Origin of the sequence: Pseudomonas sp. Sample_14, from assembly GCF_004307515.1 — a bacterium.
Lineage (GTDB): Bacteria > Pseudomonadota > Gammaproteobacteria > Pseudomonadales > Pseudomonadaceae > Aquipseudomonas > Aquipseudomonas atacamensis.
This window is the reverse complement of the sequence record NZ_RCOC01000037.1, coordinates 81,192-102,644: the sequence shown is the minus strand read 5'-3', so window position 1 is coordinate 102,644 and position 21,453 is coordinate 81,192. Positions and strand designations below refer to the sequence as shown.

The following is a 21,453-nucleotide window of genomic DNA, read 5'->3' as shown; positions in this document are numbered from 1 at the left end:
GAGTCCGCACATGTGTGAATTACTGGGCATGAGTGCCAACGTGCCGACTGACATCGTGTTCAGCTTCACCGGCCTGATGCAGCGCGGCGGCCGCACCGGCCCGCACCGCGACGGCTGGGGCATTGCCTTCTACGAGGGGCGCGGCTTGCGTCTGTTTCAGGATCCGGCAGCGAGCAGCGAGTCGGAAGTGGCCAATCTGGTGCAGCGTTATCCGATCAAGAGCGAAGTGGTCATCGGCCACATCCGCCAGGCCAACGTCGGCAAGGTCTGCCTGTCCAACACCCACCCGTTCGTCCGCGAACTGTGGGGGCGCAACTGGTGTTTCGCGCACAACGGCCAGCTCGCCGACTTCACTCCGATCAAGAGTTTCTACCGCCCGGTCGGCGATACCGACAGCGAAGCGGCCTTCTGCGATTTGCTCAACCGGGTACGCGCAGCCTTCCCCGAGCCGGTCGATATCGAAGTGCTGCTGCCGGATCTGGTCGCGGCGTGCGCCGAATATCGCAGCAAAGGCGTGTTCAATTGCCTGCTCAGCGACGGTGACTGGCTGTTCTGTTACTGCTCGACCAAACTCGCTCAGATCACCCGCCGCGCACCATTTGGCCCGGCGCGGCTCAAGGATGTCGATGTGATTGTCGATTTCCAGGCCGAAACCACGCCCAACGACGTGGTCACGGTAATTGCCACCGAGCCTCTGACCGAAAACGAAACCTGGACCCGCTACGAACCGGGCCAATGGAGCCTGTGGCGACGCGGCGAATGCGTCAGCCAGGGCAAGACCGAATAAGGATTTGCACCCATGTTGCTCAGTTATCTACGGCTGGTGTTGTTTGCGGCGGGCCTGTTGATCGGTGTCCAGGTGCCGGGATTCATCAACGATTATGCCCAGCGTGTCGAAGCGCACCTGATCGAAGCGCAGACCGGCCTGCGGGGTTTCCAGGGCACGGCGGATCAGTTTTTCAAAGGCGACATGCAGGCGCTGGTCGCGCATTACCGGGCCAGCGAAGACCCGATTTTCCGCAGCGATGCCGACAGCCTGAACACCTTGCTCACCCGCCAGGTCGCGCTGGACAAGCAATTCCAGGCGATGCAAGGCCCGTGGTACGTGCGCTTCCTGCAAGTGGTGCTGGCTGCTGATCCGGACATTCGCAAGGAAACCTGGAACGGCTACAGCTACCAGATCCTGCTGACGCCCGAGGCGATGATCTGGGGCATGAGCGGCGCATTGCTGCTGTCGTTCGGCATCGAATGCCTGTTCCGCCTGATCGACTGGGTCGTTCTCGGCGGCCGCCGCCTGCGCCAGAGCCGACCGATCGAAGATCGCGACGTCCGCGGCCTCTGATGATCGTTCCCACGCTCTGCGTGGGAATGCAGCCCGGGACGCTCTGCGTCCCCAAAGGCGAACGCAGAGCGTCCGTTGAGGCATTCCCACGCAGAGCGTGGGAACGATCATGACGTAAGGGAAATGTAATTTTTGCCGACTTTCTGCGCGTACTCTGCAAGCACCTGCTGACACAACGTCACAATCTCCTCGACCCACTCAACCCCGACCCGCCACGACACCACCACCGGCAGATTCGCCGGCCGCTGCTCGATGTCGAGCAAGATCAATTCGCCGCGCGCCAGCTCTTCGGCCACCAGCACCGGCGGCAGGGCGCCGACACCAAAGCCGTCACGCAATAACCGGGTGATCGCCGACACCGAATTTACACAATTCAAGCGGGGCGCCATGACGCCGTTGGCCTGCATCAGGGCGACGATATCCTGATGCGGCCGTGAGTTTTTCGAGTAGGTGATGATCCGCTCCTGCGCCAGTTCGGCGAGGTCGGCGTAGTCGCGGTTGTAGATCGAATTGCTGGCGACAATCCAGCCCAGCGGATGGCTGGCCAACTCCAGGCTGCGCACGCTTTCGTGGCGGATCAGATCGGTTTGCAACACCAGATCGAGAAAGCCCTTTTGCAGCTGATCGCAAAGGTTCAGCGCGGTATCGGCGACCAACTCGATCTCCACCCGTGGATACAGATCGGTCATCTGCGCCACCAGCGGGCTCAGCCAGGTATGGATCACTGTGTCCATCACGCCGATACGCACCCGCCCGACCTTGCTCGAACGGGTCTCGATCGATTGTTTCAGCGCTGCCATGGTGTCGAGCATCTGCTCGGCATAGTCGAGCACTTTCAGGCCTTCCGGGGTCAGGCTGACGCCGCGTGAATCGCGCAGAAACAGCTTCACGCCCAGCTCGCCTTCGAGCACAGCAATGCGGCTGGAAATCGACGCCTGGGTGGTGAACAGCTTGTCAGCGGTCAGGCGAAAACTCTTCAGGCGCGCGACCCAGACAAAGGTCTCGAGAAACTTCAGATTCATGGACAAGGCTCGGCTGACAAATTTTTCTTATGCCTAAGGCGGGTTTTTATTCGTTGGACGGCGCAGGGCAGGGCGACGAAAAATCGGCGCATCCGGTTCCCACGATAGGCGTCGTCGGAGCTTCGAACAAGACCAATAAAAGCCCTGCGGAGATTTGCCATGAGTGCTCCCGACACCCTCCCGTTATCCAAACCTGTAACGCGCCCCGGGCCGTTCGACTGGTATCGCAACATCAACCAGCAGGAGCGCCGCACGTTCTGGAGCTGCAAGATCGGCTACGGTCTGGACGGCATGGACACGCAGATGCTCAGCTTCGTCGTGCCGACGCTGATCGCGATGTGGGGCATCACCACGGGCGAAGCGGGGCTGATTCACACCAGTACCCTGATCGCTTCGGCGATCGGCGGTTGGGTCGCCGGGATCCTCTCCGACCGCATCGGCCGCGTGCGCACCCTGCAACTGACGGTGCTGTGGTTCGCCTTCTTCACCTTCCTCTGCGGCTTCGCGCAAAACTACGAACAATTGCTGATCGCCCGCACCTTGATGGGCTTCGGTTTCGGCGGTGAATGGACCGCCGGCGCGGTGTTGATCGGTGAAGTGATCCGCGCCAAGGATCGCGGCAAAGCGGTGGGCATGGTGCAATCCGGTTGGGCGTTGGGCTGGGGCCTGACGGCGATTCTGTACGCGCTCCTGTTTTCGGTGTTGCCAGCGGAAGATGCCTGGCGCGCGCTGTTCATCCTCGGCATCGTGCCGGCGATATTCGTGATTTTCGTCCGTCGCCTGGTGAAGGATCCTGAGATTTATCGCGAAGCCAAAGCTGCGCAAACTCCGGAAAACCCGGCGAAGTTTTACGAGATCTTCGCACCGGGAATGCTCTTCACCACGTTTCGCGCTTCCTTGCTGACCACCGGTGCGCTGGGCGGCTACTACGCGATCACCTCCTGGCTGCCGACTTTCCTCAAGAACGAGCGCGGTTTGAGCGTGCTTGGCACCGGTGGTTATCTGGCGATGGTAATCGTCGGTTCCTACGTCGGCTATGTGATCAGCGCGTATCTGACCGACCTGCTGGGGCGGAAAAAGAACTTCATTTTGTTCGCGGTCGGCTCGTTCACCATCGTTCTGCTCTACACGCAGATGCCGGTCAGCAATGGCGTGATGCTGTGGCTGGGCTTTCCGCTGGGCTTCTTCGCCTCGGGGATTTTCAGCGGCATGGGCGCGTTTCTGACTGAATTGTTCCCCACGCGGATTCGCGGCTCGGGTCAGGGTTTCTGCTACAACATCGGCCGCGCACTGGCGGCGTTGTTCCCGCTGTTGATCGGCCTGCTCAGCCAGAAAGTGCCATTGAGCATGGGCATCGGCGCCTTCGCGGCGGTGTCTTACGGCGTGGTGATTCTGGCGGCGCTGAGCCTGCCGGAAACCCGTGGCAAGCAACTCGACGCGCAGTAACTGATACCCTGCGCAGAAGTCTCCTACAGATAAAAAGACCAGCAGCTACAGGAGTGTTCACCGTGAGCCGCCTGCTATTGAATTGCGACATTGGCGAGAGCTTCGGCAGCTGGACCATGGGTCTGGACGCCGAAGTCATGCCCTTCATCGATTGCGCCAACGTTGCCTGTGGTTTCCATGCCGGCGACCCGAGCATCATGCGCAAAACCGTGGCGCTGGCCCTCGAACACGGCGTGCAGATTGGCGCGCACCCGGCCTATCAGGATCTGGTCGGATTCGGCCGACGCTCCATGGCGTATTCCGCGCAAGAGCTGCAGGACATCCTGCATTACCAGATCGGCGCCCTCGACGGCATCTGCAAGGCGCAGGGCGGGCGTGTGAGTTACGTCAAACCCCACGGCGCGATGTACAACGACATGATGGCCAACCCGGCGCAGTTGCGCGCGGTGGTGCAGGCCGTGGCCGCGTATGACCGCAGCCTGCCGCTGATGTTGATGGCAACACGCGACAACGCTGCCGCGCAGCAGATCGGCGATGAATACGGCGTAACCCTGTGGTTCGAAGCTTTTGCCGACCGTGCCTACGACAGCGCCGGCCGGCTGGTCTCACGGCAACTGCCGGACGCAGTGCATCACGATGCCGAAAAAATCATCGAGCAAGCGTTGACCATCGCCCGTGGCGGCGAACTCAGCGCCAGCGATGGCAGCGCCTTGATCCTGCGCGCCAACACCTTGTGCGTCCACGGCGACAACGCCAGTTCCGTGGCCGCCGTGCGGCGTATTCGTCAGGCCTTGCAGCAGTCGAGTGCGTCATGAATCCACGGGTTGAAGTGGTGGCGCTCGATTGCCTGATGCTGCGTCTGTTCGATGACATCGCCGAAGTCAACATGCCGTGGATGCTCGCCGCCAGCGAGCGCTTGCGCACGGCGTTTGGTGCACAACTGATCGATCTGGTGCCGTCCTATACGACGTTGATGGTGCATTACGATCTGACGCTGTTGAGTCCGGCGCAGGCGCGCGAATTGATCGCCGCAGCGCTGGTCGATCTGGCGCCGAATGCGCGCAGTGCCGGGCAGTGCCACGTCTTGCCGGTCTGGTACGACTTGAGTGTCGGCCCGGAACTGAGCCTGTTGGCCGAACGCAGCGGGCTGGCGGTGAAGGAGGTGATTCGTCGCCACAGCGCACGGGAATATCAGGTGTTCGCCCTTGGCTTTGCGCCGGGTTTTGCCTTCATGGGCCTGGTCGAAGAAATGCTCGCCGCGCCGCGCTTGAACACACCGCGCAAGAAAGTCGCCGCCGGCAGCGTCGGTATCGCCGAGCGGCAGACCGCAGCGTATCCGGTGGTCTCACCCGGTGGCTGGAACTTGATCGGGCGCACCCCGGCGAAACTCTTCGATCGCCATCGCGACGGCTACAGCCTGATGCAACCCGGCGACACGGTGCGCTTCGAAGTGGTCGACCACGCCGAATTCATTCGTCTGGGCGGCGATGACACCCCACTGGAGGCGCTGGCATGAGTCGATTGATGATCGAAGCCAGCACGCCGCTGTGCCTGTTGCAGGACGCCGGGCGGTTTGGCGTGCGACATCTGGGCGTGACCCAGGGCGGCGCGGCGGACTGGTGTTCGATGAGCTGGGCCAATTGGCTGTTGGGTAATGAACTGGATGCGGCGGTGGTTGAAATCACCCTCGGCGGCTTTGCTGTGGTGGCTGAGGAGGATTGCCTGCTGGCGCTGGCAGGAGCGGATCTCGGTGCGCAGATCGACGGCCAGCCGCTGGCGCCGTGGCGCAGTTTCCGGTTGGCGAAAGGGCAGATATTGCGCTTCACCCAGCCTTTGCTCGGCGCACGGGCATATCTGGCCGCGCCCGGTGGGTTTACTGCGCCTAAGGTGCTGGGCAGCAGTGCCACGGTGCTGCGCGAAGAATTGGGCGGACTTGATGGCATGGGCGTTCCGCTCGCCAAAGGGGCGGCGCTCGGTTACAGCGGCGAAGCGTTGGCGACGCGGGAAATGCCTTCAGCGCTGCGGCCGGATTTCAAAATGCACGCGCCTTTGGACTTGGTGCTCGGCGCACAGATCGGCCAGTTCAGCGGGCAGAGCCTGTTCGATGTCTTCAACAGCGCCTGGACCATCGACAGTCGCGCCGACCGCATGGGCATCCGCCTGCTCGGCGCGGCGTTGCAATATCAGGGCGCGCCGATGATCTCCGAGGGGATTCCGTTGGGGGCAGTGCAGGTGCCGCCGGACGGGCAGCCGATTGTGTTGCTCAACGATCGCCAGACCATTGGTGGCTATCCGCGCTTGGGCGCGTTGACGCCGCTGGCACTGGCACAATTGGCGCAATGCCTGCCGGGAGCGAAGGTGAGGTTAAGGCCGGTGGTGCAGGACGTCGCGCACCGCGAGCATGTCGAGTATTTGCAGCGCTTCAAAGATCGCTAAAAGCTTCGCGAGCAGGCTCGCTCCCACAGATGTTGATCGTTCCCACGCTCCGCGTGGGAATGCCGCCCGGGACGCTCTGCGTCACAGGGACGCTCCGCGTCCCTGTGACGCAGAGCGTGACTTGATGCATTCCCACGCGGAGCATGGGAACGATCAGGTCGTCATTTGGAAAGAAACCGCATCCCTTCCTCAAGCCCGCGCAGCGTCAGCGGATACATCTGATCCTCGATCAGATCGCGGACGATGTTGGTCGACGAGGTATAGCCCCACGTGTCCTTCGGATACGGGTTGATCCAGATGAGCTTCTTGTATTTCTCCATGAAGCGCTGCATCCACACGTAACCCGGCTCTTCGTTCCAGTGCTCGACGCTGCCACCGGCCTGGGTGATTTCGTACGGCGCCATGGCGGCGTCACCAATGAAGATCACTTTGTAGTCGGCGCCGTATTTATGCAGCAGATCCTGGGTCGAGGTGCGCTCGGAAGTGCGGCGCATGTTGTTCTTCCACACTGATTCATAAATGAAGTTGTGGAAGTAGAAGTACTCGAGGTGCTTGAACTCGGTCTTGCAGGCCGAGAACAATTCCTCACAGATCTTCACGTGCGCGTCCATCGAGCCGCCGATGTCGAACAACAGCAGCAGCTTCACCGTGTTGCGCCGTTCCGGGCGCATCTGGATATTCAGCAGGCCGGCGTCCTTGGCGGTGTGGTCGATGGTGCCGTCGATGTCGAGTTCTTCCGCCGCACCCTGGCGAGCGAACTTGCGCAGACGACGCAGGGCGACCTTGATATTGCGTGTGCCCAGTTCCACCGAATCGTCGAGGTTCTTGTACTCGCGCTGATCCCAGACCTTGACCGCTTTGCCCTGACGCTTGCCGGCGTCGCCAACCCGGATGCCTTCCGGGTTGAAACCGCCGGAGCCGAACGGGCTGGTGCCGCCGGTGCCGATCCATTTGTTGCCGCCGGCGTGGCGTTCCTTCTGTTCTTCCAGACGCTTCTTGAACTCTTCGATGAGTTTGTCCAGCCCGCCAAGGGACTGGATCTGCGCGCGTTCTTCGTCGCTCAGCGAGCGCTCGAATTCCTTGCGCAGCCAGTCTTCGGGAATCAGCGCCTGCAAGTGGTCGTCGAGTTTCTCCAGGCCATTGAAGTAGGCACCGAACGCGCGGTCGAACTTGTCGAAATGGCGCTCGTCCTTCACCAGAATCGCCCGCGACAAGTAATAGAACTCGTCCATGTCGGCGAAGGTCACGCGCTGTTTCAGCGCGTTGATCAGGTCGAGCAGCTCGCGCACCGACACCGGTACTTTGGCTGCGCGCATTTCGTTGAACAGGTTGAGCAACATGGCAGCAGCCTCTTAGCGGGTGCCGCGCCGGCTCATGAACGCCAGGCGCTCAAGCAGTTGCACGTCCTGTTCGTTCTTCACCAGCGCGCCAGCCAGTGGCGGGATGGCCTTGGTCGGATCGCGCTCGCGCAGCACCGCTTCGCCGATGTTGTCGGCCATCAGCAGTTTCAGCCAGTCGACCAGCTCGGACGTCGAAGGCTTTTTCTTCAGGCCCGGTACCTTGCGCACGTCGAAGAACACATCGAGCGCTTCGCTGATCAGATCCTTTTTGATGTCCGGGTAGTGCACGTCGACGATTTTCTGCAGGGTAGTGCGGTCGGGGAAAGCGATGTAGTGGAAGAAGCAGCGGCGCAGGAAGGCGTCCGGCAGTTCTTTTTCGTTGTTGGAAGTAATGATGATGATCGGGCGCTTCTTGGCCTTGATGGTCTCGTCGATCTCGTAAACGTAGAACTCCATCTTGTCGAGTTCTTGCAACAGGTCGTTGGGGAACTCGATGTCGGCCTTGTCGATTTCGTCGATCAGCAGAATCACCCGCTCCTCGGACTCGAAGGCTTCCCAGAGCTTGCCTTTCTTCAGGTAATTGCGCACGTCGTGGACTTTTTCATTGCCCAGCTGCGAGTCGCGCAAACGGCTGACCGCGTCGTACTCGTACAGACCCTGATGGGCCTTGGTGGTGGATTTGATGTGCCAGGTGATCAGCTTGGCACCGAACGACTCGGCCAGTTGCTCGGCGAGCATGGTCTTGCCGGTGCCCGGTTCACCCTTGACCAGCAGCGGCCGTTCCAGGGTGATGGCGGCGTTGACCGCCAGCTTCAGGTCATCGGTGGCGACGTAGGCCTGGGTGCCTTCGAACTTCATCTGCTAATCCTCGAACGGTAACGCCGACCTGACGGGCAGGGCGGGGGCGAAATAATCGGATGCCCGACTATAACGCGCACGCCGGTCGACTGTGAACGCAGACGGCTTATTCAGTCTCTGAATGGAGCGTCACATGTTGACTCAGTCTCGGCGGGTGGCCGAATATTTTGTCAACGGCAAAACTTAACCCTCATCTGGCTTCGGCCGTTCGTACCGCGCATTGAATGCCTGGATGAAGCCATTGCGCAAAATCTGCAAAAACGCTTCAAAGGCGTTGACGTTCTGCTGGTGAACATTGCCGCTGAGTTCAACGCGGGTGGCGAACTGGTTTTTGTTCTGGTTTTTCAGCACGGTCTCGGTGCCGCCGACCAGCGCTTCCCAGATTGAGCGGAACAGGCCTTTGTTCTTGTTCTCGACGTCCTGCTGCCAGTTGAATACGTCGACGTCGCGCAGCAGGGGTTTGATGTAGCCGGTGAGCCGGGCTTTCTCTGCCTTCGCTTCGATAACCACGTCGCCGTGACCGGCGTTGAAGTCGAACTTGCCGTAGGCGGCGGCGAAGTCGTTCATGCGTTTGAGCTCGATGTCACGGGCGCGCAGACGGAATTCAAAGTCTTCGAAGTTGCTCAGTGGATCGAAGGTGGCGGTGGTTTCGAGCGGCGCGTGGCCCAGCAGCAAAGCCTTGCCTTCAAAGCGGGCGTCGCGTTTGCCTTCCTTGTCGACCACATTGGTCAGGTTGTAGATGCTGGCGTTGACGTTGCTGGCATTCATGTTCACCGGCGGCTTGGAATTGAAGTTGCGGAAGGTGATACGGCCGTCGTTGATCTGCACCTCATCGAGGGTGATCGGCAGCAGCTTGCCCAACTGCTCACGCCAGTCGGTGCCCTGACCGGTCTGCGAGTTCTGCTTGTTGGGGCCGCCGTCGACGAAGTTGATTTCGGGGTTGAGGAATTGCACCTGCGCGACCACGGCATGGTCGTACCACAACGAATGCCAGCTTACCGACAGGTCGATCAACGGCGCATCGACGAACGGCACCGGTACTTTGCCATCGACCTTGACGATCTTCAGACCGTTGATTTTGTATGCGCCGCGCCACAGCGCGAGGTCGACATCGGTGATCTGGCCGCGGTAATCGCCCATGTCCGCGAGCTTGTCATTGAGGTAGTCGCGTACCAGATAGGGCAGGGCGAAATGCAGGGCGACCAGCAGCACCACGACACCCGTCAGGGTCCAGAGCGGCCAGCTGTAACGACGTTTCATGCCATTGTTCCTTCAAGAGTGTGGCTTGACGATTCAATGCGATTGACTCCGCGCGTTTGCAGACGTTCGACCCGACTGGACTGTGATCGGCAACGGGCTTACCTTGGAAGGCTGAATTCAACGCTGCATAAGGACCCAGCCATGAGCCGTATTTACGCTGACAACGCCCATTCCATCGGTAATACGCCGCTGGTCCAGATCAACCGCATCGCGCCGCGCGGGGTCACCATCCTCGCCAAGATCGAGGGGCGCAACCCCGGTTACTCGGTCAAATGCCGAATCGGCGCCAACATGATCTGGGACGCCGAAAGCAGCGGCAGACTCAAGCCGGGCATGACCATTGTCGAGCCGACTTCCGGTAATACCGGTATCGGTCTGGCCTTCGTTGCCGCTGCGCGTGGCTATAAATTGATGCTGACCATGCCGGCGTCGATGAGCATCGAGCGCCGCAAGGTTCTGAAAGCCTTGGGCGCGGAACTGGTATTGACCGAGCCGGCCAAGGGCATGAAGGGCGCCATCGAGAAAGCTGCGGAAATCGTCGCCAGCGATGCCGACAAATACTTCATGCCGGCGCAGTTCGATAACCCGGCCAACCCGGCGATTCATGAGAAGACCACCGGCCCGGAAATCTGGAACGACACCGACGGCGCCGTGGATGTGCTGGTGGCTGGCGTAGGTACCGGTGGAACCATTACTGGTGTCTCGCGGTATATCAAGAACACCGCCGGGAAACCGATTCTGTCGGTGGCCGTCGAGCCGGCGTCTTCGCCAGTGATTACGCAAGCGTTGGCCGGTGCCGAGATCAAGCCGAGCCCGCACAAGATTCAGGGCATTGGCGCCGGTTTTGTGCCGAAGAATCTTGATCTGTCGATGGTCGATCGCGTCGAACAGGTGACCGATGAAGAATCCAAGGCCATGGCTTTGCGCCTGATGCAGGAAGAGGGGATTTTGTGCGGGATTTCCTGCGGTGCTGCCATGGCGGTGGCGGTGCGTCTGGCGGAGAAACCAGAGATGCAGGGCAAAACCATCGTCGTGGTGCTGCCGGATTCGGGCGAGCGTTATCTGTCGAGCATGCTGTTCAGTGACCTGTTCACCGAGCAGGAGAACCAGCAGTAAGCCTGTTGATTCAAGTCAGCCAAGGTTCAGGCGCTGCATGTTAATAAAGGCTTTGTTGCGTAATGCTTAACACTGAATCTTGTGTCAGGCGGGTTTTTCCCGGAGCCGGTAGTGTTTATCATGGCCGGCTGCCATGCCGGGAAAAGGGCATTGCGCAGCGTTGTCTTTATTCAAGGAGTCGTTGATGACCGTTTCGTTTGCCGCCAAGGCGTTTGTGCTGTTGCTGTTCCTGGGCAGCACGCTCTATGTGCATTTGCGCGGCAAGGCGCGTTTGCCGGTATTGCGCCAGTTCGTCAACCACTCCGCACTGTTTGCTCCGTACAACGCGTTGATGTACCTGTTTTCCGCAGTGCCATCCAGACCGTATCTGGATCGCAGCAAGTTTCCGGAGCTGGATGTACTGCGCGACAACTGGGAAACCATTCGCGACGAAGCCATGCACTTGTTCGACGAAGGCTACATTCGCGCCGCCGAGAAGAACAACGATGCGGGTTTCGGTTCGTTCTTCAAGAAGGGCTGGAAGCGGTTCTATCTGAAGTGGTACGACAAACCGCTGCCATCGGCCGAAGCTCTTTGCCCGAAAACCGTGGCGCTGGTCAGTGCCATACCCAACGTCAAGGGCGCGATGTTCGCGCTGCTGCCGGGCGGCAGTCACCTCAATCCGCACCGTGACCCGTTCGCCGGCTCCCTGCGTTATCACCTCGGCCTGTCGACACCCAACTCCGACGATTGCCGGATCTTCGTCGACGGTCAGGTCTATGCCTGGCGCGACGGCGATGACGTGATGTTCGACGAGACCTACGTGCACTGGGTCAAGAATGAAACCGCTCAGACTCGAGTGATTCTGTTCTGTGACATCGAACGCCCGCTGAGCAACCGCCTGATGACCCGGATCAACCGCTTCATCAGCGGCTGGCTCGGCCGCGCCACCGCGCCGCAGAATCTGGACGACGAACGCGTTGGCGGCATCAACCAGGCTTATGCCTGGAGCAAGAATTTCAGCGACCGTTTCAGCGGCGTGGTCAAGCAGTGGAAGCGCCGCCATCCCAAGGCCTACCGTGTAATGCGCCCGGTGCTGGCGGTGCTGGTGCTGACGTTGCTGGGGTATTGGTTGTTTGGTTGAGGCTGGAACAGACAATAGAAAACCGCTCTTCGGGAGCGGTTTTTTATTGATGGGTTCAAGGACGGCCGGCGAGCAGGTTGGGCTCGGTCACGTCGGTTCCGTTTTCAAGGACCTGCAGAAAACGGCGCTGATTCGCGGATAACTCCAGTCGATCAAGCTTTTCCACCGGCTCGCGCAATTCCTTCTTGCTTGGGGATTTTCTTACGACTTTGCGCATACTCCCTCCCTCGCTGGTCAATAAATGAACAGATGTCACGATACTTCACTCTCCACTGGTAGAACAAGGCGACCTTGCACATCAAATGTGAAGCCGAGTTGTTGAAAAACCGGAATGGCTCCCGGCATAGGTTCCTGAACTTCGATGACTTGGCTGCCAATAATTCGGGCGAATTCGTCGATGGCGAGCAATGCCAAAGCGGCTATCCGGTTTTTCAGCGGGTGAGCCTTTCCGGGTTTGCCCTCCAGTCGCACGATGCGAATCCGCTGGCGGCTATTGTTGGGATTTGCGAAGCATAGCCCGCAGAGCTCTTGTTCAAACCAGATTGCGATATCCAGAGACAGAGGTTCTCGAGCTTTCCAGACGACGACATCTTCCCACGAGAAAATCGGGTCGTCCCAAGACTGATAAACTGCGAGTGCTTCAGCATCAATAGGCTCAAAGCGGACTTCAGACATGTCGGCTCCCGAAATGCATCGCATCTGCGCAGTCGCAACACCCGCCCGCTTCCTCGCCTCTGACCGATAAACCTGATACCGCAAATACGTCCGTTCCCTTGGCATGTGATCTCTTGCATTCCATGTCTCCTGACAATCCGTTGCCACGCCAATAACCCTAACCACCCGGCGCCAGACTGTCGCTACCGGCCCATTGCCCAAGTCATTGCAATCTGTGTCCCGGGCTGGTTATAGTCAGCCCGCGAGCCGCCTGGCTCGCGCGTTCATTTCCTCACTAAAGATCAGCATTCATGCCTGCATCCCTCATCAACGCGGTAGTCGATTCAGCGGTCAACGCTGGCGTCGTGCCGTGCGGGAATCGGCAGCCTGTGCAGATCAGTCATTACCCTCCACCTGTCAGTAGCACGCCGGTGTGCGCAGTCGTTTCGCCGCCGGGCGTTGGTGTGCGGGGTTGATCGGCAGTTTCTGCTGACCCCTGCGCCCGCCAGAACAACCTACTGAATTTCAGCTTCGGCTGAGTTGGCTTCTTGCCTGACTACAGGTGGTATTCATGTTTGTCCTTTCGAAACAATCCGCGCTCGCGGCGACGTCCACGAGCCTGTTCGTTCTGCTGTGGAGCAGCGGGGCGATTTTCTCCAAATGGGGCCTCGTCCATGCTTCGCCCTTTGCCTTTCTGCTGATTCGCTTCGCCATCGCCCTGTGCGGGCTGGTGTTGCTGGCGCCGCTGCTGAGATTGAAGCTGCCCAAGGGTGGCAAGCCGATGCTGTTCGCGATCGCCACGGGACTGGTGTTGCTCGGGGCCTATCAGATCTTTTATCTGCTGGCGCTGGATTGCAAAGTCACGCCGGGGGTAATGGCGACGATCATGGGCGTTCAGCCGATCCTCACCGTGGTCTTGATGGAACGGCAGCGTTCGGCGAGCCGCCTGTTCGGCCTGGCGCTGGGTCTGGCCGGGCTGATCATGGTGGTTTATCAAGGGATCGGTCTGGCCGGAATGTCCTGGGCCGGCATGCTGTTCGGTTTGCTGGCGCTGGCGAGCATGACGCTCGGCTCGATCATGCAAAAGCGCATCACCGAAAATCCATTGGGTACGCTACCAGTGCAGTACCTGGCCGGGCTGTTGCTGTGCGGGGTGTTCGTACCGTTCCAGCCGTTTCACTTCGAGCACAGCGCAGGCTTCATTGTCCCGGTGTTATGGATGGGCCTGGTGGTTTCAGTGCTGGCGACGCTGTTGCTGTATCGACTGATCGCGCGGGGCAATCTGGTGAATGTCACCAGTCTGTTCTATCTGGTGCCGGCGGTGACGGCGGTGATGGATTACCTGATTTTCGGCAATCGGCTGGCGGCGTTGGGTGTGCTGGGGATGTTGCTGATCATTGTTGGATTGGTATTTGTGTTCCGTAAAACCGGATAGCCGATAGGCAGGTGGCGCTTGTTGCGCCGCCTTTCGCGAGCAGGCTCGCTCCCACATTGGAATTTATTTTTCTGTGGGAGAGACTGCTCGCGAATATCTGCGGCAGAAAATCTAACGGACTGACGCGTTTGCAGGCTTCACCACCGCCGGCTTCAACACCAGCCACAACGCCGCCGCAATCAGCACCCCGCCATAAATGTGCGCCATCGACAACGGCTCATCCAGCAACAACGCCCCCCACAACACGCCGAACGGCGGGATCATGAAGGTCACGGTCATCGATTTCACCGGGCCGATCGAGCTGAGCAGGCGGAAATAAATGATGTAGGCAAACGCTGTGCAACCCAGGCCCAAGCCGAGCAGCGATAGCCAGACCTGCCAGCCGCCCCAGTTGACCGGCGGCGCGGTAATGGTGCTGTAGGCGAACAGCGGCAGCAAAAACAACGTCGCCCCGAGCATGCTGCCCAGTGCCGACAAACGGCTGTCCAGCCCACCGGCCTGATCCAGCCAGCGCCGCGCGAGAAATCCGGCAAAGCCGTAACAAGTGGTCGCCAGCAGGCAGGCGACCGCGCCCATCAGCAGTTGCAGATCGAAGGCTACGGGACCGGCGCGCGTCAGCACGCCGACGCCGAACAGGCCGAGGAACACACCGCTGAGCTTGGCCGCCGTGAGCTTTTCGCTGAAGAACAAACCGCCAATCAACACGCCCATCAGCGGCGTCGTGGCGTTGAAGATCGCCGAATAGCCGGCCGGCAATACTTGCGCCGCCACCGAATACAGCGTCGCCGGAATCCCCGAGTTGATCACGCCCAGCAGCATCACGGTTTTCAGCTTGCCCTTGAAGTCCCAGCTGATGCGCATCAGCCCGAGTATCACCAGCAGCCCGGCCGCCGCGATCGACACCCGAAAGAAACCGGTCGGGATCGTGCCGATCACCGGGGCAATGATGCGCATGAACAGAAAACTCGCGCCCCAGATAGCGGCCAGCGACAACATACGGAAAATATCGACAGGGCTCACGGCGGGCTCCTTCCTTGATCGGGACGAGAGTGTTGCCGAGCGTCCGGATCATGGCAACCGCTATTCGGGCTTTTAATTCTGCTTGCCGATGCATCGGCACGAGAAACCTCGTCAACGGTCGCCCCGGTATCGGTTTTGGCAGAAATTGCGCTTTTCCTGCGGACGGTTCCGTGACTAAGCTCAAACGAATCGATTTCCCGCCGAGGTTTCATTTATGTCGCAGCAATGGCCAGCCACCGAGATCGCCCGGATGATCCTCGCCGGCTTCGACGATTACCGCGAGCATTTCCGCCGCATCACCGACGGCGCGCGCGAGCGCTTCGAACAGGCGCGCTGGCAGGAGGCGCAGGTCGCCTCGGCGGCGCGGATCAGTCTGTACGAAGAAAAGGTTGGCGAAACCGTCGCTCGCCTGCGCGAGTATTTCGACGAAGAAACCCTGAAGAACGTCAGCTGCTGGCCGCTGGTGAAAAGCGCCTACATCAGTGTGATCGACCTGCGATTCGACGATGAGCTTTCGGAAACCTGGTACAACTCGATTTTCTGCGGGCTGTTCAGCCACGACCTGATCAGCGACGGCTGCATGTTCATCCACACCACGCGCCCGAGCCTGCGCCGGGCCCGCGCCGCGCAAACCCGTACGTACAAGCCGCAGGGCCAGTTGTCCGCCATGCTCGCCAGTATCTTTTCCGACTACCGCTTCAGCGAGGATTACGCCGATTTGCCTGGCGACCTGCTGCGGCTCGAAGCGCAATTGCGCGAGAACCTGCCGGACTGGGTATGCAAGGACCCGGAGCTGAGCGTCGAGCTATTTTCCTCGGTGCTCTACCGCAACAAGGGCGCGTATCTGGTCGGACGCATCTACACCCGTGACGAGCAATGGCCGTTGGTGATTCCGCTGTTGCACCGCGAAGGTCGGGGCATTCAGATCGATGCGTTGATCACCGACGAAGCCGATGTGTCGATAATCTTCTCTTTCACCCGTTCGTATTTCATGGTCGATGTACCGGTGCCGGCGGAGTTCATCGGTTTTCTGCGACGCATTCTGCCGGGCAAGCACATCGCCGAGCTGTACACCTCGATCGGCTTCTACAAGCACGGCAAGTCGGAGTTTTACCGCGCGCTGATCAATCACCTGGCCAACACTGACGACCAGTTCATCATGGCCCCGGGCGTGCGCGGCATGGTCATGAGCGTGTTCACCCTGCCGGGTTTCAACACCGTATTCAAAATCATCAAGGACCGTTTCTCACCGTCGAAAAACGTCGATCGCGCCACGGTGATCGAAAAGTATCGTCTGGTGAAAAGCGTCGATCGGGTCGGGCGTATGGCCGATACCCAGGAATTTGCCGACTTTCGTTTTCCGCTGAGCAAGTTCGATCCGGCGTGCCTCGAAGAACTGCTAGAGGTCGCGCCATCCACGGTTTCGGTCGAAGGCGAAACCGTGCTGATCCGCCACTGCTGGACCGAGCGGCGGATGACTCCGCTCAACCTGTATCTGGAAAACGCCAACGACGCGCAAGTGCGCGAAGCGCTGGAAGATTACGGTCTGGCGATCAAGCAACTGGCGGCGGCGAATATTTTTCCCGGCGACATGCTGCTGAAAAACTTCGGCGTCACCCGTCACGGGCGCGTGGTGTTTTACGATTACGACGAAATCTGCTTCCTGACCGAAGCCAACTTCCGCCACATCCCGCAACCGCGCACGCCGGAGGATGAAATGGCCTCCGAGCCGTGGTACTCGATCGGACCGCTGGACGTGTTTCCCGAGGAGTTTCCGCCGTTCCTGTTTGCCGATTCGGGCCAGCGGAAATTGTTCGATCAATTGCACGGCGAGTTGTACAACGCCGATTACTGGAAGGGCTTGCAGGAGGCGATTCGGGCGGGGAAAGTCATCGACGTCTTCCCATACCGGCGCAAGGGCCGCGATAACGAATAAATCCCCCTGAATACATTGTGGCGAGGGGATTTATCCCCGATGGGGTGCGAAGCACCCCCAAAACCATTCAACTCAGACGCTTCAGATCGACGTTGATATCCAGTCGGCGACTGCTGCGCAGCCGATCGGGGATAAATCCCCTCGCCACAAGAGCACCTCACAGTCGTGTTCGGTGCCGCAAATCTGCGACAATCCGCCCCCTGCATAAATAGACGACCGAATTGCCTACCCGATGACCGACGAATCGCCCTCCATCGACAAACTGCTGAAAAACCTCGATCACGCCATGCTCGCCGACCGTCACCGGCTGCGGCGGCAGTTGCTTGAGCTGCGCAAGAAACCCGACGAGGCCAAACTGGCCCAGTGGGTGGCGCGGATGCAGGCGTCCTGTGATCAGGTACTGGCGCGTCGCGCGAGCCTGCCGGTGATTCGTTACGACGACAGTTTGCCGATCGCGGCCAAGCGCGACGAGATCAAAAAGGCCCTGGAGCAACATCAGGTGCTGATCATCGCCGGCGAAACCGGTTCGGGCAAAACCACCCAGTTGCCGAAGATCTGTCTGGAAATCGGTCGTGGGCAGCACGGTCTGATCGGCCATACCCAGCCGCGCCGGATTGCCGCGCGCAGCGTTGCCAGCCGTGTCGCCGAAGAACTCGGCACGCCGCTCGGAGCGCTGGTCGGCTATCAGGTGCGTTTCGAAGATCAAAGCGATTCCAACACCCTGATCAAACTGATGACCGACGGCATTCTGCTGGCGGAAACCCAGAACGATCGTTATCTGGAACGCTATGACACGATCATCGTCGACGAAGCACACGAACGCAGCCTCAACATCGATTTCCTCCTCGGCTACCTGAAAACCCTGCTGCCACGCCGTCCCGACCTCAAGGTCATCATCACGTCGGCGACCATCGATCTGGAGCGCTTCTCCAAGCACTTCGATGACGCGCCGATCGTCGAAGTGTCGGGTCGTACTTTCCCGGTGGAAACTTGGTACCGGCCGCTGACCCTGGAGCAGGACGAAGAGGGCAACCGGGTCGAGGACGACCTGACCGTCGATCAGGCGATTCTCGCCACTCTCGACGAAATCGCCGCCTACGAGCGCAGCGAACGACGCAGCCCCGGCGATGTGCTGGTGTTCCTGCCCGGCGAGCGCGAGATTCGCGACGCCGCCGACATGTTGCGCAAGGCCCAGCTCAAACACACCGAAATCCTGCCGCTGTACGCGCGCCTGTCGCCGGCTGAACAGCAGCGGATTTTCCAGTCGCATCCGGGCCGCCGCGTGGTGCTGGCGACCAACGTCGCCGAGACCTCGCTGACCGTGCCGGGCATTCGCTATGTGATTGACAGCGGCACCGCGCGCATCAGCCGCTACAGCTACCGCGCCAAGGTCCAGCGCTTGCCGATCGAAGCGATTTCCCAGGCCAGCGCCAATCAGCGTAAAGGTCGCTGCGGGCGGGTCGAGCCGGGTATCTGCGTGCGTTTGTACAGCGAAGAGGATTTCCTCGGCCGCCCGGAATTTACCGATCCGGAAATTCTGCGCACCAACCTCGCCGCCGTTATTTTGCAGATGCTCCATCTGCGCCTCGGCGAAATCACCGCGTTCCCGTTTATCGAGCCGCCGGACGGCAAGGCGATCAGCGACGGTTTCAACCTGCTGCAAGAGCTATCGGCGGTGGATCGCAACAGTCAACTGACACCACTCGGTCGCCAGTTGGCGCGCTTGCCGGTCGACCCACGCATGGGCCGCATGCTGCTGGAAGCGGCCAAGCTCGGCAGTCTGCAGGAAGTGCTGATCGTCGCCAGCGCCATGTCGATTCAGGACCCGCGCGAGCGTCCGCCGGAGCGTCAGCAATCGGCGGATCAGGCCCATGCGCAATGGAAGGATCCGGATTCCGACTTCGCCGGGCTGGTCAATCTGTGGCGTGGTTTTGAAGAACAGCGCCAGGCGCTGACCGCCAATCCGCTGCGCAATTGGTGCCGGAAGAATTTCCTCAATTACCTGCGTTTGCGCGAGTGGCGTGATTCCCATCGTCAGTTAAGTCTGATCTGCCGCGACATGCAGCTGAGCCTGAACAAAGAGCCGGCGGATTATCCGAAGCTGCACAAAGCGGTGCTGGTCGGATTGCTCAGCCAGATCGGTCAGAAAACCGAAGACGGCGATTACCTCGGCGCGCGGCAGCGGCGCTTCTGGATTCATCCGTCGTCGGGCATCGGCAAGAAGCGCCCGCAGTGGCTGATGACCGCCGAACTGGTGGAAACCACCAAGCTTTACGCGCGCATGGTCGCCAAGATCGACGCCGACTGGATCGAACCGCTGGCCGGGCACCTGATCAAGAAAAACCATTTCGAGCCGCATTGGGAGAAGAAGCGCGGCCAGGTCGTAGCCTACGAGCAGATCACCCTGTTCGGCCTGATCGTGGTCGGTCGCCGCCCGGTGCATTACGGCCCGGTCGATCCGGTGGTGTCGCGTGAGCTGTTTATCCGCGAAGGTCTGGTGCGCGGCGAGATTCAGTCGCGGGCCAAATGCCTGAGTGCCAATCAGAAACTGCTCGAGCAGCTCGACGAACTCGAGGCCAAGGCTCGCCGTCGCGATATTCTCGCCGACGAAGAAACCCTCTACGCCTTCTACGATGCGCGTCTGCCGGCGGAGATCCACCAGACCGCGACCTTCGACAGTTGGTACAAGGTCAACAGCCAGAAAGATCCGCAGCTGTTGATCATGCGCGAAGAAGACGTGTTGGCCCGCGAGGCCAGCGAAGTCACCGCCCGTGATTACCCGGATACGTTGCACATTGGCGATCTGGAACTGGCGCTGACTTATCATTTCGAGCCCAATCACCCGCGCGACGGCGTGACCTTGCGCGTGCCGGCTCCGCTGCTGCCGATGCTGCCGCCGGAGCGTCTGGAATGGCTGGTGCCGGGGCTGATCGAGGCCAAGTGCATTGCTCTGGTGCGCAACCTGCCGAAAGCCCTGCGCAAGAACTTCGTGCCAGTGCCGGACTTCATCAAGGCCGCGTTGCAGCGCATGACTTTCGCCGAAGGTTCGCTGCCGCAAGCGCTCGGTCGCGAGCTGCTGCGCATGACCGGCGCGCGGGTCAGCGATGAAGCGTGGGCGGAAGCGGCGCAGCAGGTTGAGAGCCATCTGCGCATGAACCTGGAAATCGTCGATGGCGAGGGCAAGTTCCTTGGCGAAGGCCGCGATCTGGCTGAGTTGACCGCGCGCTTCGCCGAAGCCAGCCAGGCCGCGCTGGCGGTGCCGCAGAGTGCGAAAAGTCAGCAACCGGTTGAGGCGAAAGTCTTCGCGCCGGTAGCAGAAAAGACCCAGCAAAAGATCGCCGGGTTGTCGATGACGGTGTACCCGGCGCTGGTGGAAGAGGGCGGCACGGTCAAGGAGGGACGCTTCTCTACCCCGGCCGAAGCCGAGTTCCAGCACCGTCGCGCCTTGCAGCGCTTGCTGATGCAGCAACTGGCCGAGCCGGCGAAATTCCTGCGCGGCAAGTTGCCGGGGCAGACTGAACTGGGCTTGCTGTATCGCGAACTGGGCCGGGTCGATGCGCTGGTCGAAGACATTCTGCTGGCCAGCCTCGACAGCTGCATTCTCGAAGGCGAAGACCCGTTGCCCCGTGATGGCGCCGGGTTGGCGGCATTGGCCGAACGCAAACGCGGCAACTGGACCGAGCACGCCGAGCGGGTTGCGCGGCTGACGCTGGAAATTCTCAAGATCTGGCACGGTCTGCAAAAACGCTTCAAGGGCAAGATCGATCTGGCGCAAGCGGTGGCACTCAACGACATCAAGCAACAGATCGGCAATCTGGTCTATCCGGGTTTCGTCCGCGAAACGCCGATGCAGTGGCTCAAAGAGTTGCCGCGTTACCTGAAAGCGGTCGAGCAACGTTTCGAGAAACTCGGTGCGCAGGTGCAGAAGGATCGGGTCTGGAGCGGCGAACTCGCTGGCCTGTGGGCGCAATACCAGGCCCGCGCGGCCAAGCATGCGCAGGAAGGCAAGCGCGATCCGCAGCTGGAGTTGTACCGCTGGTGGCTGGAGGAATACCGCGTGTCGCTGTTCGCTCAACAGTTGGGCACCAAAGTGCCGATCTCCGACAAGCGCCTGAGCAAACAGTGGAGCCAGGTCGAGCCCTGACCTGCAGCCATACACAATCCCCCTGTGGAAGCGGGCTTTGTGGCGAGGGGATTTATCCCCGTTGGGTGGCGAAGCCGCCCCAAAACCTACGACCTCGGTTCATCGATCGTTCCCACGCTCTGCGTGGGAATGCCTCTGGGGACGCTCCGCGTCCAGTGACGCGGAGCGTCACGGGCTGCATTCCCACGCGGAGCGTGGGAACGATCATCAAAAGATCGCAGCCTTCGGCCGCTCCTGCAGGGATCGGGTTGAGCAGGAGAAAGGCGCCAAAACCTCGGGTTTATGGCAAACTTCGCCACCATAACCCGCCGTTTCGCGACC

18 protein-coding genes are annotated in these 21,453 nt (G+C 60.4%); 11 read left to right on the top strand and 7 right to left on the bottom strand.

The genetic code is table 11. The annotated features are described in order from the left end of the window. The first annotated feature begins 10 nt into the window (after positions 1–10). Both D8U61_RS08295 and D8U61_RS08290 read left to right on the top strand, forming a co-directional pair. Entirely contained in the window at positions 11–787 is a 777-nt protein-coding gene (locus D8U61_RS08295; RefSeq protein WP_024012022.1) for a class II glutamine amidotransferase, read from the top strand. Positions 788–799: 12 nt separating this feature from the next. Next, a complete protein-coding gene (locus D8U61_RS08290; RefSeq protein ID WP_016771223.1) occupies positions 800–1,342 on the top strand; it encodes a DUF2937 family protein in 543 nt (180 codons plus the stop codon). A 107-nt stretch (positions 1,343–1,449) separates the two neighbouring features. Here D8U61_RS08290 and D8U61_RS08285 read toward each other — a convergent pair whose 3' ends face one another. Further along, complete coding sequence (locus D8U61_RS08285; RefSeq protein WP_130926742.1) at positions 1,450–2,364, bottom strand: LysR family transcriptional regulator; 915 nt, start codon at positions 2,362–2,364, stop codon at positions 1,450–1,452. 159 nt (positions 2,365–2,523) lie between these two features. Here D8U61_RS08285 and D8U61_RS08280 point away from each other — a divergent pair, with 159 nt between their 5' ends. The 4 genes from D8U61_RS08280 to D8U61_RS08265 all read left to right on the top strand — a co-directional run bounded on the left by D8U61_RS08280 (position 2,524) and on the right by D8U61_RS08265 (position 6,246). Next, positions 2,524–3,810, top strand: coding sequence for an MFS transporter (locus tag D8U61_RS08280; protein ID WP_071174695.1), 1,287 nt, complete (start codon positions 2,524–2,526; stop codon positions 3,808–3,810). 62 nt (positions 3,811–3,872) lie between these two features. Further along, a complete protein-coding gene (locus tag D8U61_RS08275; protein ID WP_130926741.1) occupies positions 3,873–4,625 on the top strand; it encodes a 5-oxoprolinase subunit PxpA in 753 nt (250 codons plus the stop codon). Beyond that, positions 4,622–5,326, top strand: a complete 705-nt coding sequence (locus tag D8U61_RS08270; RefSeq protein ID WP_130926740.1) for an allophanate hydrolase subunit 1 — start codon at positions 4,622–4,624, stop codon at positions 5,324–5,326. Before D8U61_RS08275 ends, D8U61_RS08270 begins: the two co-directional genes overlap by 4 nt. Further along, the gene (locus D8U61_RS08265) at positions 5,323–6,246 is read left to right on the top strand and encodes a biotin-dependent carboxyltransferase family protein (RefSeq protein ID WP_130926739.1); all 924 of its coding nucleotides are present in this window, start codon (positions 5,323–5,325) and stop codon (positions 6,244–6,246) included. Before D8U61_RS08270 ends, D8U61_RS08265 begins: the two co-directional genes overlap by 4 nt. Positions 6,247–6,407: 161 nt before the next feature. On the opposite strand, the gene D8U61_RS08260 is transcribed toward D8U61_RS08265, so the two are convergent. From D8U61_RS08260 to D8U61_RS08250, 3 genes are all read right to left on the bottom strand, one after another. After that, positions 6,408–7,586 carry a VWA domain-containing protein gene (locus tag D8U61_RS08260; protein ID WP_016771218.1) on the bottom strand — a complete coding sequence of 393 codons (1,179 nt, stop codon included), beginning with the start codon at positions 7,584–7,586 and terminating at the stop codon, positions 6,408–6,410. Between the two features lie 12 nt (positions 7,587–7,598). Continuing rightward, the gene (locus D8U61_RS08255) at positions 7,599–8,444 is read right to left on the bottom strand and encodes a MoxR family ATPase (RefSeq protein WP_130926738.1); all 846 of its coding nucleotides are present in this window, start codon (positions 8,442–8,444) and stop codon (positions 7,599–7,601) included. A 183-nt stretch (positions 8,445–8,627) separates the two neighbouring features. Next, the gene (locus D8U61_RS08250; protein ID WP_122611698.1) at positions 8,628–9,704 is read right to left on the bottom strand and encodes a DUF748 domain-containing protein; all 1,077 of its coding nucleotides are present in this window, start codon (positions 9,702–9,704) and stop codon (positions 8,628–8,630) included. Between the two features lie 141 nt (positions 9,705–9,845). Here D8U61_RS08250 and cysK point away from each other — a divergent pair, with 141 nt between their 5' ends. Together cysK and D8U61_RS08240 are read left to right on the top strand one after the other, a co-directional pair. Next, entirely contained in the window at positions 9,846–10,820 is a 975-nt protein-coding gene (cysK, locus tag D8U61_RS08245; protein WP_016771214.1) for a cysteine synthase A, read from the top strand. Positions 10,821–11,004: 184 nt separating this feature from the next. Continuing rightward, complete coding sequence (locus D8U61_RS08240; protein ID WP_041478836.1) at positions 11,005–11,943, top strand: aspartyl/asparaginyl beta-hydroxylase domain-containing protein; 939 nt, start codon at positions 11,005–11,007, stop codon at positions 11,941–11,943. Between the two features lie 55 nt (positions 11,944–11,998). On the opposite strand, the gene D8U61_RS27780 is transcribed toward D8U61_RS08240, so the two are convergent. Together D8U61_RS27780 and D8U61_RS08235 are read right to left on the bottom strand one after the other, a co-directional pair. After that, a complete protein-coding gene (locus D8U61_RS27780; protein ID WP_016771212.1) occupies positions 11,999–12,160 on the bottom strand; it encodes a hypothetical protein in 162 nt (53 codons plus the stop codon). Positions 12,161–12,195: 35 nt separating this feature from the next. Further along, on the bottom strand, positions 12,196–12,618 hold the full coding sequence (locus tag D8U61_RS08235; protein ID WP_347237675.1) for a hypothetical protein: 423 nt from the start codon (positions 12,616–12,618) through the stop codon (positions 12,196–12,198). 550 nt (positions 12,619–13,168) lie between these two features. Here D8U61_RS08235 and D8U61_RS08230 point away from each other — a divergent pair. Next, positions 13,169–14,032, top strand: coding sequence for a DMT family transporter (locus D8U61_RS08230; RefSeq protein WP_130926736.1), 864 nt, complete (start codon positions 13,169–13,171; stop codon positions 14,030–14,032). A 111-nt stretch (positions 14,033–14,143) separates the two neighbouring features. Here D8U61_RS08230 and D8U61_RS08225 read toward each other — a convergent pair whose 3' ends face one another. Beyond that, positions 14,144–15,052 (bottom strand): DMT family transporter, encoded by a 909-nt coding sequence (locus tag D8U61_RS08225; protein WP_130926735.1) that lies wholly within the window; start codon positions 15,050–15,052, stop codon positions 14,144–14,146. 214 nt (positions 15,053–15,266) lie between these two features. On the opposite strand from D8U61_RS08225, the gene aceK reads away from it, so the two are divergent. Then, positions 15,267–16,988 (top strand): bifunctional isocitrate dehydrogenase kinase/phosphatase, encoded by a 1,722-nt coding sequence (aceK, locus tag D8U61_RS08220; RefSeq protein WP_130926734.1) that lies wholly within the window; start codon positions 15,267–15,269, stop codon positions 16,986–16,988. Positions 16,989–17,220: 232 nt separating this feature from the next. Next, entirely contained in the window at positions 17,221–21,132 is a 3,912-nt protein-coding gene (hrpA, locus tag D8U61_RS08215) for an ATP-dependent RNA helicase HrpA (protein WP_130926733.1), read from the top strand. Positions 21,133–21,453 lie beyond the last annotated feature (321 nt).